15 protein-coding genes are annotated in these 15,096 nt (G+C 65.8%); 8 read left to right on the top strand and 7 right to left on the bottom strand.

The window, feature by feature from the left end; genetic code table 11:
- Positions 1-77 precede the first annotated feature (77 nt).
- Genes ACFPQ5_RS07585 through ACFPQ5_RS07575 form a run of 3 tightly spaced genes read right to left on the bottom strand, consistent with a single transcriptional unit; the run spans position 78 to position 4,745 of the window.
- Positions 78-287 (bottom strand): addiction module protein, encoded by a 210-nt coding sequence (locus tag ACFPQ5_RS07585; protein ID WP_136223172.1) that lies wholly within the window; start codon positions 285-287, stop codon positions 78-80.
- A 43-nt stretch (positions 288-330) separates the two neighbouring features.
- Entirely contained in the window at positions 331-3,846 is a 3,516-nt protein-coding gene (locus tag ACFPQ5_RS07580) for an ABC transporter permease (protein WP_379753024.1), read from the bottom strand.
- A gap of 5 nt (positions 3,847-3,851) precedes the next feature.
- Positions 3,852-4,745 (bottom strand): ABC transporter ATP-binding protein, encoded by an 894-nt coding sequence (locus ACFPQ5_RS07575; protein WP_379753021.1) that lies wholly within the window; start codon positions 4,743-4,745, stop codon positions 3,852-3,854.
- A gap of 240 nt (positions 4,746-4,985) precedes the next feature.
- Here ACFPQ5_RS07575 and coq7 point away from each other — a divergent pair, with 240 nt between their 5' ends.
- Entirely contained in the window at positions 4,986-5,630 is a 645-nt protein-coding gene (coq7, locus tag ACFPQ5_RS07570; RefSeq protein WP_379753018.1) for a 2-polyprenyl-3-methyl-6-methoxy-1,4-benzoquinone monooxygenase, read from the top strand.
- Positions 5,631-5,804: 174 nt separating this feature from the next.
- On the opposite strand, the gene ACFPQ5_RS07565 is transcribed toward coq7, so the two are convergent.
- From ACFPQ5_RS07565 to ACFPQ5_RS07550, 4 genes are all read right to left on the bottom strand, one after another.
- Positions 5,805-6,230, bottom strand: coding sequence for an OsmC family protein (locus tag ACFPQ5_RS07565; RefSeq protein WP_379753015.1), 426 nt, complete (start codon positions 6,228-6,230; stop codon positions 5,805-5,807).
- An 88-nt stretch (positions 6,231-6,318) separates the two neighbouring features.
- Positions 6,319-7,503 (bottom strand): ABC transporter permease, encoded by a 1,185-nt coding sequence (locus ACFPQ5_RS07560; protein ID WP_379753012.1) that lies wholly within the window; start codon positions 7,501-7,503, stop codon positions 6,319-6,321.
- Positions 7,500-8,231: an ABC transporter ATP-binding protein gene (locus ACFPQ5_RS07555; protein ID WP_379753009.1), complete on the bottom strand. Its 732-nt coding sequence runs from the start codon at positions 8,229-8,231 to the stop codon at positions 7,500-7,502. The genes ACFPQ5_RS07560 and ACFPQ5_RS07555 overlap by 4 nt, the downstream gene beginning before the upstream one ends.
- Before the next feature lie 14 nt (positions 8,232-8,245).
- A complete protein-coding gene (locus ACFPQ5_RS07550) occupies positions 8,246-9,685 on the bottom strand; it encodes an alpha/beta hydrolase (RefSeq protein WP_379753006.1) in 1,440 nt (479 codons plus the stop codon).
- Positions 9,686-9,999: 314 nt separating this feature from the next.
- Between ACFPQ5_RS07550 and rplM the strand changes: the two genes are divergently transcribed.
- The 7 genes from rplM (at position 10,000) to ACFPQ5_RS07515 (ending at position 15,095) form a co-directional block, all read left to right on the top strand.
- Complete coding sequence (gene rplM, locus ACFPQ5_RS07545; protein WP_136223186.1) at positions 10,000-10,428, top strand: 50S ribosomal protein L13; 429 nt, start codon at positions 10,000-10,002, stop codon at positions 10,426-10,428.
- Between the two features lie 9 nt (positions 10,429-10,437).
- Positions 10,438-10,830, top strand: a complete 393-nt coding sequence (gene rpsI / locus ACFPQ5_RS07540) for a 30S ribosomal protein S9 (RefSeq protein WP_136223188.1) — start codon at positions 10,438-10,440, stop codon at positions 10,828-10,830.
- 192 nt (positions 10,831-11,022) lie between these two features.
- Positions 11,023-12,069 (top strand): patatin-like phospholipase family protein, encoded by a 1,047-nt coding sequence (locus ACFPQ5_RS07535; RefSeq protein WP_379753001.1) that lies wholly within the window; start codon positions 11,023-11,025, stop codon positions 12,067-12,069.
- A gap of 158 nt (positions 12,070-12,227) precedes the next feature.
- Entirely contained in the window at positions 12,228-13,265 is a 1,038-nt protein-coding gene (gene argC / locus ACFPQ5_RS07530) for an N-acetyl-gamma-glutamyl-phosphate reductase (protein WP_379752997.1), read from the top strand.
- Positions 13,266-13,408: 143 nt separating this feature from the next.
- Positions 13,409-13,807: a bactofilin family protein gene (locus ACFPQ5_RS07525; protein WP_136220583.1), complete on the top strand. Its 399-nt coding sequence runs from the start codon at positions 13,409-13,411 to the stop codon at positions 13,805-13,807.
- A gap of 54 nt (positions 13,808-13,861) precedes the next feature.
- The gene (gene erpA / locus ACFPQ5_RS07520; RefSeq protein WP_136220584.1) at positions 13,862-14,230 is read left to right on the top strand and encodes an iron-sulfur cluster insertion protein ErpA; all 369 of its coding nucleotides are present in this window, start codon (positions 13,862-13,864) and stop codon (positions 14,228-14,230) included.
- A 466-nt stretch (positions 14,231-14,696) separates the two neighbouring features.
- Positions 14,697-15,095 (top strand): YybH family protein, encoded by a 399-nt coding sequence (locus ACFPQ5_RS07515; RefSeq protein WP_379752994.1) that lies wholly within the window; start codon positions 14,697-14,699, stop codon positions 15,093-15,095.
- The last annotated feature ends 1 nt before the right edge of the window (position 15,096 follow it).

Here is a 15,096-nt window from a genome sequence, read left to right as displayed (position 1 = left end):
TCGGTATTCTGTTTATACCGTTACCCGATCCGGGTAAGACCTGGCCGTGCGTGCCGGGGGCAACCCGGCCAGACGGATTATTCCTGCCAGTCCTGCAGCGCGCGGATCGCGGCTTCGCCGTTGCGGATCGCCTTCACGCGGCGCACGACTTCGTCGCGCCACGCTTCGTCGGCATCCTGGTCGGCGGGGCCATCGATGTCTTGCAACAGGATGCGCAGCACCTCATGCTTTTCGTCGGCATTCAGGAGCTGGATTTTTTCGCACACTTCGGCAAGCATGGTCGACATCGGTAAACCTCGTAAGAATAGTGCCTTGATATTAGCGCGAGTTTTACTCGTTGTCGACAACAACCATGTTATCCGTTGGCTTCTTGTCTATCAGCTTGTGGTCCGGGTCGATGCCGGCCCGTCCCGGACGGCCCGTCACGACGAAGCTCAGGGTCTGGTCTCGGGTCGTGACGAGGCGCCGTTCGCGCAGCAGGGGATTGCCGGCGCGGTCATCGACGCCGAATTCGATGTAGTCGGCCAGCGGCATATCCTGCTCGCCCTGTGCGGCGGCGCGCACCTTGGCCGCGCTGGCGCGCAGCGTGACCTCGTAGCGGCCGTCGGCGAGCGCACGCGCACGGGCGGCATCGGCGCGGTTCTCGTACAGGACGACGTCCTCGAACAGGTCGCGCACCAGATAGGCCTTGTCGGCCGGCGCGACGGCGCGCAGGGCCGCGGCCAGCGCCGTCATGTCGGGCGGCTTCGGGCCGGTGCGCGCCGCCAGGGCGCGCAGCACGCCGTTGACCCGCTCCTCGCCCAGCAGGTCCTGCAGCAGGTAGAGCGCGATTCCCCCCTTGCTGCGGCGTAGCCAGACCTCGTCCACGTAGTCGAGCAGGGGCCGTTCGCGGCCGCTCGCCAATGCCCGGCCCACCAGGTAGGAGCGCTGGTCTTCACGCAGGTAGCGCCGCATCGCCGCGCTGCCTGCCGTGCGGCGTACCGCCATCAGCGCCGTGTATTCGGCCAGGGTGTCCGCGAGTAAGGCGCCGCCAGGCTGGCGCGCCCACCACTGGTGCGCGGTGCTCCAGGCCGCCGTATAGAAGGGGTAATCGATGCTGCCGCCGCTCTTGCCGTCGGCGCGCGCGATGAAGGCGGCGTGTTCCGGCAGGGCGAGCATGCCGGGGAAGGCGTGCGCGGCGCCGCTCCGGCGCGGCGTCTCGACCAGGCGCAGGTCGTGCTGGCCGTAAGGGCCGAACTGGCGCGTGCCGTAGTCGAGGGCGGCGCTGGCGCCGCGCAGCAGGCGTTCGACGTTGGTCTCGTGGCCGGGCGTGAAATAGGCGTCGATGGCGACGTCCTGCCAGCGCTCGTGGCGCACCGCATAGCGCGCCGAGGCGATCGCGTAATCGTCCGGCATGGCGCCGTCGGAGCGGTACAGGAAGTAGCGCCGCTCGCTGGCGATCCACTCGCGCTCCAGGGTGCCGGGTGCCACCGCCACCTGGTCGACGGCGGTGCCGACGACGGCGCTGAAGGCGATGGGCGCGGCCGGCGTGGCGGCCAAGGGCGCGGCGCGGCGCGGCAGGCGGTGACGGCGGCGGTCGCGCGGATCAATCAGTTCGACCGCGTCCTGGTAGCCGATGCGCGGCAGCGCTTCGTTGGTGAAGTAGCTGCCGTTCGCGCTCACCGGCGTGTCGCTGCCGATGCCGAGCAGGCCGGCGGGCGCCGCGCTCAGTTCGAAGGCCAGGGCCAGGCGCGCGCCCGGCGCCAGCGGCCGCGCCAGGCGGTAGTGGAAGAAGCCGCGTTCGCGGTCGCTGGTCACGAGCCTGGCCGGCTGCGACAGGCGGCTTGCCAGATCCATGCCCGGCTGCTGGTAGAGGATCAGGTCGGACAGCGGCGCACCGCTGCGGTTCTCGAGCTGGTAGTGGCCCTGCACCGCCAGCGTGCGGCTGCGCGGATGCAGGTCGACGCGCAGGTCGACCGCCGCCAGCTGCGGCTGCGGCAGCTGCGCATATTGGCGATACAGGGTTTCGTAGGCGGCGCGGCGCGTCTCCTGCGCGCGTGCAGTGCGGTAGTTGCCGGCCACGTCCAGCTCGTACCAGAGCAGGGCCCCGGCCGCGCCGAACACCAGCAGGCCGGCGCCGAAAGCAAGGAGGATGGGCAAGCTCAGGTTCTGGCGCGCCAGCCGCAGGCGGCTGCGCAGCTCCGCGTTCACGCCGCGCGGCCACAGCACCACGGTGGCGACCAGCAGCATCAGGGCGGCGCCGCCCCAGTACAGCGACAGCATGCGCTCGCGCAGCAGCTGGTAGCCGTAGCCGCTCATGGTCGAATAGTCGAGCTGCGGGAAGCTGGCGTAGACCAGCAGCGGATGGTCGTAGCCGCGTCCCTGCAGCGCGACGGCCGCCACCACCAGGGCCACCAGCAGCGCGTAGCCGAGGTACTTGCGGCCGCACAGCGCCTGCACCGCGACCGCCACCACCGCCAATAAAACGTATTGCGGCAGCAGGATCGTGAACAGGGTCTGCAGGTACAGTCCCGGCTCGAGCCCGAAATAACCGCGCAGCAGCTGGCACAGCATCGCGGTGAGCATCGCGCCGAACAGCAGCAGCGCCTGGATCGCCACCAGGGCCAGGGTCTTCGCCAGCGGCGCCAGCCAGCCCGGCACCGGCAGCACGTCGAACAGCTGGCTGGTCCCGGCATCGCGTTCGCGCCATACCAGCTGGCCGGCATACAAGGCGGTGACGACCAGGATATACGTCGAGAACACGCCGCCGATCAGTTCCAGCATCTGCCAGGTCACCGGATAGGTGCGCGCACCGTGCAGGGAGCCGATGTCGAAGCTGCCGATCGCGATCATGGCCATGCCGGCCAGCGCGATCAGTGCGAAGGGCAGGGTCGCCACCGACTGGCGCAGGTGCATGCCCGCTTCCTTGGCCAGCAGCGCGGTGAGGCTGCGGCGCGCGAAGTCGGGCCGTTCGCGCGTATTCACCGCCGCCTGCGACAGCGTCGGCGCGGCGTCGTTCGGTGCGCGTGGATCGAAGCCGCGCGACTCCAGCAAGCCGACCAGGTGGAAGCGCCAGTAGCCCAGCAGCAGGACGGCGAGGCCGAAGCCGCACCAGATCAGGCGGTTGGCCAGGTACACGCCCTCGAGCAGCACCGGACGCGCGTTGCGCTCGGCGGTCGGCCAGTACTCGGTCAGGCGCAGGAGCGCGGTGGTGGCGAAGGGGTCGATCAGCGCGGCCAGGGTTTTATAGTCGAAGTCGCGCGCCAGCGAGGGCGCGATCGTGTAGCCGACCATCAGGACGATGCTGGCGACGTACACCGGCAGCATGCGCCGCGTCAGCGCCGCCAGCACGTAGAAGATGGCGCCGAAGATGAACAGGTTGGGCAGCAGCGTGAGCAGCCAGGGCAGGACGTAGTTCAGCGCACGGCCCGCGCCGATGCGGTCGGGGTCGACGCCCGGCACCATGCTGCCGAGCCACGCGCCGAGCGGAATCGCGGCGAACAGGCAGGCCAGCAGCGCCCAGGCGCCGAGGAAGCGCCCGAACACGTAGGCGTACTTCGGGATCGGCGCGCTGAAGAAGAAGTGGTGCATGCCGTGCTCGAAGTCCTGCTGCACCGCGCGTCCCATGATGGCGGCCATTACGACCACGGCCGGACAGCCGAGGAAGGCGACCGACAGCGCGGCCTGGCGCGGCCCGTCGATCAGCACCCGGGTGCCGAAGGCGACGACGGTGTCCTTGAAGACGCCGCCGGCAGCCGCCGTCCACAGCATCGCCAGGGCGAGGAAGGCGAAGAAGATGACCCAGGTCGAGACCTGCTGAAAGCGCCCGCGCAGCTCGAAGCGGGCGATGGAAAAGAGGGCTGCCATCGGTGTCAGCAGTTCCCGGCCTGGAACGCGTGGCGGCCGGCGATGGTGGCGAAGTACACGTCCTCGAGGCTGGCCTGGGTTTCCTCGAAGCCCATGCCCGGATCGTTTTCGGCATACACGTGGATCAGGGTGCGGCCGGTACGCAGGCGCGTCGAGATCACCGCGTGCTGCTTCTGGAACAGCGGCAGCTCCGCCTTGTCCACGAAGCGCGCCCAGATGTGCGGCTCGATGTCGTCGATCAGGCGTGCCGGCTCGCCGCACAGCAGCACGCGGCCCTTGTTGATGATCGCCATGTTGGCGCACAAATCCGCGACATCGGACACGATGTGGGTCGACAGCAGCACGGTCTTGTCGGCGCCGATGTCGGACAGCAGGTTATGGAAGCGCACCCGTTCCTGCGGGTCGAGGCCGGCCGTCGGCTCGTCGACGATGATCAGCTGCGGGTCGCCGATCAGGGCCTGCGCCACGCCGAAGCGCTGGCGCATGCCGCCCGAGAAGGTGCCCAGCTTCTGGTGGCGCACCTCGAACAGGTTGGTCTGCTGGAGCAGGCCGTCCACCACTTCGCGCCGCCGCCCCTTGCTGGCGATGCCTTTCAGCTGGGCGAAATGGTCGAGCAGCTCATAGGCCGTGACTTTCGGGTAGACGCCGAAATCCTGCGGCAGGTAGCCGAGCATGCGCCGCACTTCGTCCTTTTCGTCGAGGACGTCGATGTCGTCGAGGAAGACCGAGCCGGCATCGCATTCCTGCAGCGTGGCGAGGATGCGCATCAGGGTCGACTTGCCGGCGCCGTTCGGCCCCAGCAGGCCGAACATCCCCGGCGGGATGTTCAGCGTGACCTTGTCCAGGGCCACCACGCCATTGGCGTAGGTCTTGGACAAATTGCGGATGCGTAATTCCATGCGGACTCCAGATAAACACTTTTGCAGGGCGGTCAGTTTCATTTCCGCCAAGCCTTTTTTGACGAATGCATTGTATGCGCTAATGGCTGACTCGGGCGGACCCGTGCGACGCACGGCGCGAAGTGCGGACCAAACTGCAGAAAAGCGGGAGCAGGGCGCGCGGTTCTGGCGCTCTTAGCCGCGCGGCAGAGGGCAGGCACGGCGCATATAATGTGGTTTTCCCGCGACGAAAGACATCCTATGCGAGCCAATCCCTTCATCAGTCCACTCGACGACCTGATCGTCGGCTTCGACAAGGCCTTGCGCGTCGTCGGCGGCGTGGCCTCGGCGTCGCGCGCCAACCCGGCGGCCAATACGGTCGATTGCGAGCTCGACGAACGCGAGCAGCGCCATAGCGCCGGCCTGATGCGCGTGAACCACGTCGGCGAAGTCTGCGCCCAGGCGCTCTACGATTCGCAGGCGCGCCACGCGCAGAGCCCGGGCATGCGCGCCCAGTTCGAACAGGCCGGGCGCGAGGAAGAAGACCACCTGGCCTGGACCGCCCAGCGCCTGTCCGAACTCGGCTCGCAGCCGAGCGTACTGAATCCGCTCTGGTATGCCGGCGCCTACGCGATGGGGACGATTGCCGCGAAACTGGGCGACGCGCGCAGCCTCGGCTTCGTGGTCGAGACCGAGCGTCAGGTGGAGGCCCACCTGAACAGCCACCTCGAGACGCTGCCCGCCGGCGACGCCAAGTCGCGCGCGATCGTCGAGCAGATGCGCCAGGATGAAATCGCCCACGGCGACGCTGCCCAGTCCCTGGGCGCGGCCGAGATGCCGGTGCCCGTCAAACTGGCGATGCGGGCGATGTCGAAGGTGATGACGACGACGGCGTATTATTTGTAAGTCGCGTCCACGGGCCGGGTTGGATGGCCTTATCGCCACGTTCACCGGCCAACACGATGCAAACGTTCGCGCGGGCATGCCCGCCCTACGTTACGCGACGGCCACGGACTGTTGCGCACCGTAGGGCGGGCATGCCCGCGCGTTCGTGCCGGTGCATACCCGGGTGTCTCAGTACTACGCCGCTTCGACGATCTCGACCGAATGCGTCATCTCCACCGTCGCCGCCAGCATGATCGACGCCGAGCAGTACTTCTCATGCGACAGCTTCACCGCGCGCTCCACCGCCGCCGGCTTCAGGTTCCGGCCCGTCACCACGAAATGGAAGTTAATCTTCGTGAACACCTTCGGATCCGTCTCGGCCCGTTCCGCCTGCAGCGTGACGTCGCAACCCAGCACGTTCTCGCGGCCGCGTTTCAGGATCAGGACCACGTCATAGGCCGTGCAGCCGCCGGTGCCGACCAGGAGCATCTCCATCGGCCGCGGCGCCAGGTTGTGGCCGCCGCCTTCGGGCGCGCCGTCCATCGCGACCATGTGGCCCGATCCGGTCTGGGCGCGAAAACTCATGCCCGAGGGGCCGTTCCAGCTGACTTTGACTTCCATGTGCTTCTCCGCGCTAAAAGGCTATTGTAAGACAGCCCTGGCCGGCGCGTGCCGGGCAGGGCTGTTTTCGATGGTGGAGGCGAAGAACCTACACCGCCAGCACGTAGCGCTCGCTCTTCATGCGCCAGCTGGCAAAAGCGACGATGGCGATCGTCGGCAGCGCCGCGCTGAGGAAGGTCAGCACATAGGGCAGGGCGCCGACCTCGACGCCTTTCGACACTTCGCGCAAGAGCGTCTGGTTCGACAGCATCGGCACCGCGTACATCCAGAGCGAGGTTTTCAGTTCCATCATCGAGACCACGACGCCCGGCAGCATCGGCAGCAGCAGCACGATGCTCAGGGTGCTCTGCGCTTCCTTGAAGGACTTGGCGTTCATGGCCAGCGCAATCTGCAGCGCCGCCGCGAGCAGCGCCAGCGGCAGCCCGACCACGCAGACCAGCGTGATGTCGAGCCAGCTCAGGCTCCACGACATGCCCAGTTCTTCCAGCGGCAGCCAGCCCAGCACCACGTGCGCCAGCAGCAGTTCGAGCGTGAGGCCGGCCAGCGCCAGGGCGCCGGCCATTAGCCATTTGCCGGTGACGATTTCCCAGGCCCGCGCCGGCTGCGCCATCAGCACCTCCATCGAGCGCCGTTCGCGTTCGCCGGCGGTGCTGTCGACCGCGGCCGACATGCCGCAGAAGAAGGCGGGGAAGAACAGCATGCTGAGCATGCCGCCGATCAGGCCCGCCGAGCGCGAGGCGTTGGTGCCGGTGTCGTAGCGCTGCACCTGGATCGGCGCCAGCGTCGCCGGCGACACCCCGTGCGCCAGCAGGCGCGCGCTCGCCACGTTGGCGCCGTAGGCCTCGAGCACGTCCTCGACTTCGCGCCGCTGCCCGTTCTTTTCGGCCGCCGAGTCGTACCACAGCTCGACGCGCGCGGGACGCATCGCCGTGTAGTTCTCGGTGAATTTGTCGGACAGGCGCAGCACGCCCGCGACCTTGCCCTTCTGGAGCAGGGCTTCGATCGCCGGCTCGTCCATCGCGGCGCTCTCGCGCACCGTGATGTTCTTCTGCTTGAGCTGGGCCATCAGGGTCGGCGCCTGGCTGGCGCCGATCACGGCCAGCTCGATGCCTTCGCGCTCGGAACGGGTGGCGCGGTCGATCAGCTGCTGCATCAGGACGCCGAACATCACCGGATACATCAGCGTGAACAGCACCAGCAGGGCGACGGTGCGTTTTTCGCGCAGGGTTTCGCGCATCTCCTTCAGGAAGACGGTCAGGAAGGCCGGCTTCATGCTGCGATCCCTTCTTCGCCGACCAGGCTGACGAAAGCGTCTTCCAGGTTGTGGATGCCGGTGCGCCGGCACAGGTCGTGCGGCGTGCCCTGGGCCACCGTGTGGCCCTTGGCGATCACGATCACGTCGTCGCACAGGTGGGTCACTTCCTGCATCACGTGGGTGGCCATGATGACGCAGCAGCCATCCTCGCGCAGGCTCGAGAGGGCGCGCCGCAGCGCGCGCGTGCTCATCACGTCCAGGCCGCGGCTCGGTTCGTCGAGCAGCAGGTTACGCGGGCGGTGCAGCAGGGTGCGCGCCAGCGCCACCTTGATGCGTTGGCCCTGCGAGAAGCCCTTGGTGCGGCGCTCCAGGATATCGTCCATCGACAGCAGTTCCGAGACCTCGTCGATGCGGTTTTTCAGCGCCGCGCCGCCCATGCCGTTCAGCTCACCGAAGTAGCTCAGGTATTCGCGGGTGGAGAGGCGCTCGTAGAGGCCGAACTGGTCGGTCAGGAAGCCGATGTTGCGGCGTACCGCGAGCGGATCGCGTTCCGGGTCGACGCCGTCGATGGCGATCGTGCCGTGGTCGCGCTTGAGCAGGCCCACCAGGGTGCGCAGCAGCGTCGTCTTGCCGGCGCCGTTGGGGCCGAGCAGGGCCGTGATCTGGCCGTCGCGCGCGCTGAAGCTGACGCCGCCGAGGGCGTGGACGTCGCCGAACTGTTTACGTACATCGTGTACTTCGATCATGGGACACTCGATATTCAGGGTTGCGGCCCGGCGCTGCCGAGCTGGAAGGTCGGAGGCGGAATCTCGGACAGGCACTTGGCGTCGAGCGCGGCGCCCGGCTTGTCGAGGAATTCGCGCAGCAGGCGCGGCGCGCAGCCGAGCTGCGAGACGCCGTGGCCGACATTGGGCACCACCACGTGGCGCGCGCTGCGCATGTAGCGGGCTGCCGCTTCGGCGCGGCGCGGCGCCGTGACCGGATCGAGCGCGCCCGAGAGCAGCAGGGCCGGTGCCTCGATCATGCTCGGCGCAACATAAGGCACGGCCGGCACGTTCATCGACTTGCACATCGCCGGCATGCGGCCGGCCCAGGGGCGCGTGATCAGCGCATCCTCGTCCTTCATCAGGCTCGCCGTCATGCGCGGCACGTCCTCGGCGCAGACCACGGCCAGGTGCAGCAGGAAGGCCATGCCGCCCTCGTCACCGGCGAAGTCGCCCATCAGGTTCTGGCGCGCGATGAAGGGTTCCCAGCGGCCCTGGTAGGCGCTGTGGATCAGGAAGGGCAGGCGGCGCGCGTCGGCCGGCGAGTACAGGATGCTGTGGACGGTGCCGGCGAAGCGCGCGCCCGACAGCGTGAGATTGACCGGCTGTGCGGTGCGCGGATCGGCGATCGACAGCTTGATGCCGGCGTCGGCGCGCGCGGCCAGGCTGTCGAATTCGGCGCGCAGGTTCGGATAGGCCTTGTGGCAGCCGGCGTCCTTGGCGCAGTGCTCGAACAGCTTGTCGAGCGCGGCCTGGCCGTCGCGTCCGCCGGCGGGAATCACCTGGTCGGGCGCGGCCACGCCGTCGAGGACCAGGGCGCGCACGCTGGCCGGATAGGCGCGCGCATAGGCCTGGCCGAGGCGGGTGCCGTAGGAGCCGCCCCAGACGTTCACCTTCTGGTAGCCCAGCGCGCGCCGCACCTGCTCGAGGTCGCGCGCGGCGTTCAGCGTGGTGTAGGCCGAGAAGGGGGCGCGGCTGCTCTTGATGCAGCGGTGGATTTCGGCTTCCTGCTCGGCCTCGCTCATCGTTTCGTGCTCGGGCCGGCTTTCGCAATCGAGCTTGCCGGACAGGCCGGTGCCGCGCTGGTCGATGAAGACGATGTCGCGGGTGGCGCGCACGCGCTTGAAAGCGGTATTCAGGGTCATGATCACGTCGCTGCCGGCCTGGCCGGGGCCGCCGGCCAGCACGAACAGCGGATCGGGCCGGGCGCCTTCGCGGAAGGCCGGCGCGATGGTGACGTGGATGTTCAGCTTGGCGTTGCCCGGCTTGGCGTAATCGAGCGGCACGGAAACGGCAAAGCAGCGCAGCGCGTCTTCGGTACCGGGCAGGTGGCAGCCGCGGGCTGCCGGACGTGCCGGCTCGGGAGTGGCGCCGGCCGCCGTACCGGCCGCGCACAGCAGGGCCAGCAGGGAAGACAGGATAAAACGTGGTTTCACGAGGACTCCTCAGATAGTTGATCAATAGTAATTTGCTATCGTTTCTATCGTCAACAAATTGTTTCGCCTGGGAATGGTTGAGCTGAGTCTAGTCCGCAACACAAGGATTTGCTTGTTGCATGTCATCATTTGGTCCGGGATGGACAGGGGAGGCGGGGATGCCACAGGCGGGGTGCCCTTGCCTTGACCGGTAACGGTCAGTTGAGGTATCATCGCTGGCTTTCCATTTGCTCTGGAAAAGATAATAAGGAAGAGTCCGCAGCAACAATTGCGGAACCGCCATTTGAGCAATTTACCTATATTAGGAAGTCAACATGAAAACTTTTTCCGCTAAGGGCCATGAAGTCCAGCGCGACTGGTTCGTGATTGACGCGACGGACTTGGTCCTCGGACGTGTTGCCAGCGAAGTGGCACTCCGACTGCGCGGCAAACACAAGCCAGAATTCACTCCGCACGTCGATACCGGTGACTACATCGTCGTCGTCAACGCAGGCAAGCTGCGCGTGACCGGCACGAAAGCCACCCAGAAGACCTACTACCGTCACTCGGGCTACCCGGGCGGTATCTACGAAACCAACTTCCTGAAAATGCAACAGCGCTTCCCGGGCCGTGCCCTGGAAAAGGCTGTCAAAGGCATGCTGCCGAAGGGCCCGCTGGGCTACGCCATGATCAAGAAGCTGAAAGTGTACGCGGAAGGTACCCATCCGCACGCAGCACAGCAACCACAAGCACTGACCCTCTAAGGAACTGACATGATCGGTAACTACAACTACGGCACCGGCCGTCGCAAGAGTGCAGTCGCTCGCGTGTTCATCAAAGCTGGCACCGGCCAGATCATCGTGAACGGCAAGCCTGCTGCTGATTACTTCTCGCGCGAAACCGGCCTGATGGTCATCCGTCAGCCGCTGGAACTGACCGGCAACGTCGAGCGTTTCGACATCAAGGTCAACGTGCACGGCGGTGGCGAATCGGGCCAGGCTGGCGCCGTCCGTCACGGCATCACCCGCGCTCTGATCGACTACGACGCAGGCCTCAAGGGCGACCTGGCACGTGCCGGTTTCGTCACCCGTGACGCCCGTGAAGTCGAGCGTAAGAAAGTCGGCCTGCGTAAAGCACGCCGCGCCAAGCAGTTCTCGAAGCGTTAATCGCTGGCAGCCTTCGGGCTGCGTCTGCTGGACGAGAAAGCCGCCTTCGGGCGGCTTTTTTTATTCTTGCCGCGATCGTCATGTTGCACTGCAGCGCCGCATGCCAGGCTCATTTGTTGACGCCCGGTAGCGAACGGCGCTGCTGTGGCCGCCAAGGTAAGCTAGCTACTGGAAATGATGCAGGAGCAGCAAATGCCGATGGGAATCAAACGGATCAGTCTCGGGCTGCAGGGCGGCGGCGCCTTCGGCGCCTTCGGATGGGGCGTACTCGACCGGCTGTTGCAGGAAGAGCGCCTGGACATCGCCGCCGTCAGCGGCACCAGTGCCGGCGGCGTGAATGCGGCCGTGATGGCCGACGGCTATGCGCGCGGCGGCGGCCGTGCGGGCGCGCGGGCGGCCCTGGCGCGCTTCTGGCACGGCTTGAGCGCTACCGCTTCCCTGGTCAGCCCAGCCAGGCCCACGCCCTTCGACTGGGCCATGGGCGGCGGTACCTTGGCTTCCTCGCCGGGCTACCAGCTGATGCAATTGTTCAGCGGCGTGCTCGCGCCCCCAATCTCGCCGCTGAGCATGAATCCATTGATCCCCGTGCTGGCGAGCCTGATCGATTTCGAACGGGTGCGTGCCTGCGAGGAGATCGATTTATTCATCCCCGCCACCAATATCCGCAGCGGCAAAGGCAAAGTGTTTACGCGTAGCGAACTCGACGCGCGCGTGATCGCGGCCTCGGCCTGCCTGCCTTACGTGTTCGCCCCGGTGGTGATCGACGGCGAAGCTTACTGGGACGGCAGTTTTGTGGGCAATCCGTCGCTGTCGCCGCTGGTCGAGAATGGCCCGGCCGACATCCTCATCGTCCAGAACAATCCGATCGCGCGTCCCGGCTTGCCGATGACGATGAGCGACGTCCAGAGCCGCACCAGCGAGATCGCCTTCAATATCAGCTTCGTGCGCGAAGTCGCCGCGATCCGCCAGCTGGGCGGCCTGGTCGATGCCGAGGAGAGCCAGCGCAGCCACGCGGCGCCCGTGCGCCTGCACCTGATCAGCGGCAACGAGGCGCTGCAGCAGCTGGACTTGTCCAGCAAGTTCAATACGGAATTGCCTTTCTTGCTGCGTCTGCATGCGCTGGGCGTGGAGATGGCGCAGCGCTGGCTCGACGCCCATCTCGAGGACGTCGGCCTCAGATCCACCATGGATCCGGTGCCGGTACACCAGGCCGAGTTGCTGACGGGGACCGATGCCTGATCCGGGGGCGCACTGAGGGATGCATGGAATATTTGCAATAACGAACCTGGATGCAAATATTCTTTGCAGGCCGCAATCCGGGCAGGGCGGCACCCCGAATCGGTCTGCCTGTTAAAATTGCACCTCGTTGTACCATTTACACATTTAAAGGAAAGAACATGATCAAAGTTGGCATCGTTGGCGGAACCGGTTACACGGGCGTGGAATTGCTGCGGCTGTTGGCCGCCCACCCCGGCGTGGAGCTGACCGCGATCACCTCGCGCAAGGAAGACGGCCTGCCGGTGGCCGACATGTTCCCCTCGCTGCGCGGCCGCGTGAACCTGGCTTTTTCGGCGCCGGACAAGGCCGATCTCACTCAGTGCGACGTGGTGTTCTTCGCCACCCCGCACGGCGTCGCCATGGCGCAAGCCCCGGCCCTGCTGGCCGCCGGCGTGAAGGTCATCGACCTGGCCGCCGACTTCCGCCTGAAGGACCGCGCCGCGTTCGAGAAGTGGTACAAGATCGAGCACACGGCCGCCGACCTGATCGAAGAAGCCGTGTACGGCCTGCCTGAACTGAACCGCGAGGACATCAAAGGGGCGCGCCTGATCGCCAACCCGGGCTGCTACCCGACCACGATGCAGCTGGGCTTCGTGCCGCTCTTGAAAGCCGGCATGATCGACGCCGGCAGCCTGATTGCGGACGCCAAGTCGGGCGTCTCTGGCGCCGGCCGCAAGGCCGAGATCGGCACGCTGTTCTCGGAAGCGAGCGATAACTTCAAGGCCTACGGCGTCGCCGGCCACCGCCACACGCCGGAAACCTCGGCCCAGCTGCAGCGCTTCACCGACCAGAAAGTCGGCCTGATCTTCACCCCGCACCTGGTTCCGATGATCCGCGGCATGCACGCGACCCTGTACGCGCGCCTGACGAAAGAGGTCACGGACGAGCAGCTGCAAGCCCTGTTCGAGGAAACCTATGCGGATTCGCCTTTCGTCGACGTCATGCCTTTCAGTTCGCACCCGGAAACGCGCTCGACCCGCGGCTCGAACATGCTGCGCCTGGCGCTGCACCGTCCGGATGGCGGCAACACCGTCGTCATCCTGGTGGTGCAGGACAACCTCGTGAAGGGTGCTTCCGGCCAGGCCGTGCAGTGCATGAACCTCATGTTCGGCTTCGAAGAAACGACCGGCCTGCAGCAAATCGCCCTGCTGCCGTAAGCGGCGGCACCATCCTGTGGCGTTGCCGTCGTGCACTAGCTGACCAGAGCTAGATCAAGGCGGCAACTGATGAGAACGGTAAATTGACCGATGCGCTGATCGGTTTTTTCCGATCACATCATCTATCTCACAGGGGTGCCACCATGTTCGGTCGCAACGCAAAAAGCGAAATTGACAGCCTGATCGGCATTGCCGCCCGGATCGAGGGCGACCTGTGCTTCAGCGGTGGTTTGCGCATCGATGGCGAGGTGCACGGCAACGTGATCGCCAGCGAAGGCGTGGACAGCGTGCTGATCGTCTCCGAGCACGCCCGCATCGAGGGGGAAGTACGCTGCGCCAACCTGGTGGTGAACGGTTTCATCGCCGGATCGGTTTATTCCACGGAACTACTTGAATTACAGCCGAAAGGCCGCATTCATGGGGATGTCCATTACAAGCTGCTCGAGATGCACGGCGGCGCCCTGGTCACCGGCAAGCTCACGCACCAGCCGGCGGGCGAACCCGTGTTTCACCTGGCAGTGGCGGAGGCATCGCAGGCATGACCGGCGTGAACCGTCTATAATGGAATAAATTTGAATCCAATCAGGAGTTTATCCATGACCGCCGTGGCCGAAGTAGTTGACTTTGACACCATCCCGACCCCCATCGTCTTCACCGATAGCGCTGCCGAAAAAGTGGCCCAGCTGATCGAGGAAGAGGGCAATCCCGACCTGAAACTGCGCGTTTTCGTGCAGGGCGGCGGCTGCTCGGGCTTCCAGTACGGCTTTACCTTCGACGAAATCGTCAACGAAGACGACACCACCATGGAGAAGAACGGCGTTCAACTGCTGATCGACTCGATGAGCTACCAGTACCTGGTCGGTGCCGAAATCGACTACAAGGACGACCTCGAAGGCGCCCAGTTCGTCATCAAGAACCCGAACGCGACCAGCACCTGCGGCTGCGGTTCCTCGTTCTCGGCGTAAGCTGAAGCACAGCCCGGCTGGCCCGGGCGTCGTGATCGGATCCGGGCGCTGCCCGGATTTGTTTTTTTACGATGCCTGTTCCTTGCCGGCGATGCTGGCATGACACGCTCACGTAGGGTGGGCTCCGCCCACGCGGGATCACCGCATGATCTGACGCGCCCCCACTCCCGGCGAGCGAACAGAGTGTGTGCCAAGCCGCGTAAGCGCACGTGACGAAACCGCATGGGCGGAGCCCGGTGAACCCGGCATAGAGGCCATTGGCCTCTATGCCCCCTACGACCCCCTTGTTACCTTGGTAACTCCGGGTTACTATTTATTTCATGAACACCGAGCGCGCCCTCGTCAGCATTATTTCCGCCATTCGAAGAATGGTGGGTTAGCGCTCGTTTCATCCAGCAACCCGCCACGAGGCGGGTTTTCTTTTTGCAGCATGCCCGTCTCTTCACCGACTCAACAGGAGACCAGCATGCCAGCCCACCCGCTCGAACAGCTCATCAAGGCCGCCGACGCCGCCATCACGGCCGGCGATTTCGATGCCCTCATGGAGTTCTATGCCGACGACGCCTCGCTCGTCGTCAAGCCCGGCCTCACGGTGCGCGGCAAGGAGCAAATCAGGCAAGCCTTCGTCCGGATCGCCGACTTCGTCGGGCATACCCTTGTCGTCACGCAAGGCAGGATGGAAGTGCTGGAAGGCGCCGGCAACGCTCTGGTGATCATGGAATCGGTGCTCGACTATGCCGGCGAAAACGGCGAGCCAGTGCACGTAAGACGGCGTGCGACCTATGTGTTCCGCCAGGAACTCCATGGACGCTGGCTGTGCGTCATCGACAATTCCTACGGGACCGATCTTCTCGGTCCCGCCTGAG

The organism is Massilia suwonensis, assembly GCF_042655665.1.
Lineage (GTDB): Bacteria > Pseudomonadota > Gammaproteobacteria > Burkholderiales > Burkholderiaceae_D > Telluria > Telluria suwonensis.
Note: the sequence above shows the minus strand (reverse complement) of the source record. Positions and strands in the feature narration are given on the sequence as shown.

What these genes read in the sequence shown, in the direction of transcription:
- ACFPQ5_RS07585 (WP_136223172.1), bottom strand. Translation starts at nt 287, where the DNA reads ATGTCGACCATGCTTGCCGAAGTGTGCGAAAAAATCCAGCTCCTGAAT.
- ACFPQ5_RS07580 (WP_379753024.1), bottom strand. Translation starts at nt 3,846, where the DNA reads ATGGCAGCCCTCTTTTCCATCGCCCGCTTCGAGCTGCGCGGGCGCTTT.
- ACFPQ5_RS07575 (WP_379753021.1), bottom strand. Translation starts at nt 4,745, where the DNA reads ATGGAATTACGCATCCGCAATTTGTCCAAGACCTACGCCAATGGCGTG.
- coq7 (WP_379753018.1), top strand. Translation starts at nt 4,986, where the DNA reads ATGCGAGCCAATCCCTTCATCAGTCCACTCGACGACCTGATCGTCGGC.
- ACFPQ5_RS07565 (WP_379753015.1), bottom strand. Translation starts at nt 6,230, where the DNA reads ATGGAAGTCAAAGTCAGCTGGAACGGCCCCTCGGGCATGAGTTTTCGC.
- ACFPQ5_RS07560 (WP_379753012.1), bottom strand. Translation starts at nt 7,503, where the DNA reads ATGAAGCCGGCCTTCCTGACCGTCTTCCTGAAGGAGATGCGCGAAACC.
- ACFPQ5_RS07555 (WP_379753009.1), bottom strand. Translation starts at nt 8,231, where the DNA reads ATGATCGAAGTACACGATGTACGTAAACAGTTCGGCGACGTCCACGCC.
- rplM (WP_136223186.1), top strand. Translation starts at nt 10,000, where the DNA reads ATGAAAACTTTTTCCGCTAAGGGCCATGAAGTCCAGCGCGACTGGTTC.
- rpsI (WP_136223188.1), top strand. Translation starts at nt 10,438, where the DNA reads ATGATCGGTAACTACAACTACGGCACCGGCCGTCGCAAGAGTGCAGTC.
- ACFPQ5_RS07535 (WP_379753001.1), top strand. Translation starts at nt 11,023, where the DNA reads ATGCCGATGGGAATCAAACGGATCAGTCTCGGGCTGCAGGGCGGCGGC.
- argC (WP_379752997.1), top strand. Translation starts at nt 12,228, where the DNA reads ATGATCAAAGTTGGCATCGTTGGCGGAACCGGTTACACGGGCGTGGAA.
- ACFPQ5_RS07525 (WP_136220583.1), top strand. Translation starts at nt 13,409, where the DNA reads ATGTTCGGTCGCAACGCAAAAAGCGAAATTGACAGCCTGATCGGCATT.
- erpA (WP_136220584.1), top strand. Translation starts at nt 13,862, where the DNA reads ATGACCGCCGTGGCCGAAGTAGTTGACTTTGACACCATCCCGACCCCC.
- ACFPQ5_RS07515 (WP_379752994.1), top strand. Translation starts at nt 14,697, where the DNA reads ATGCCAGCCCACCCGCTCGAACAGCTCATCAAGGCCGCCGACGCCGCC.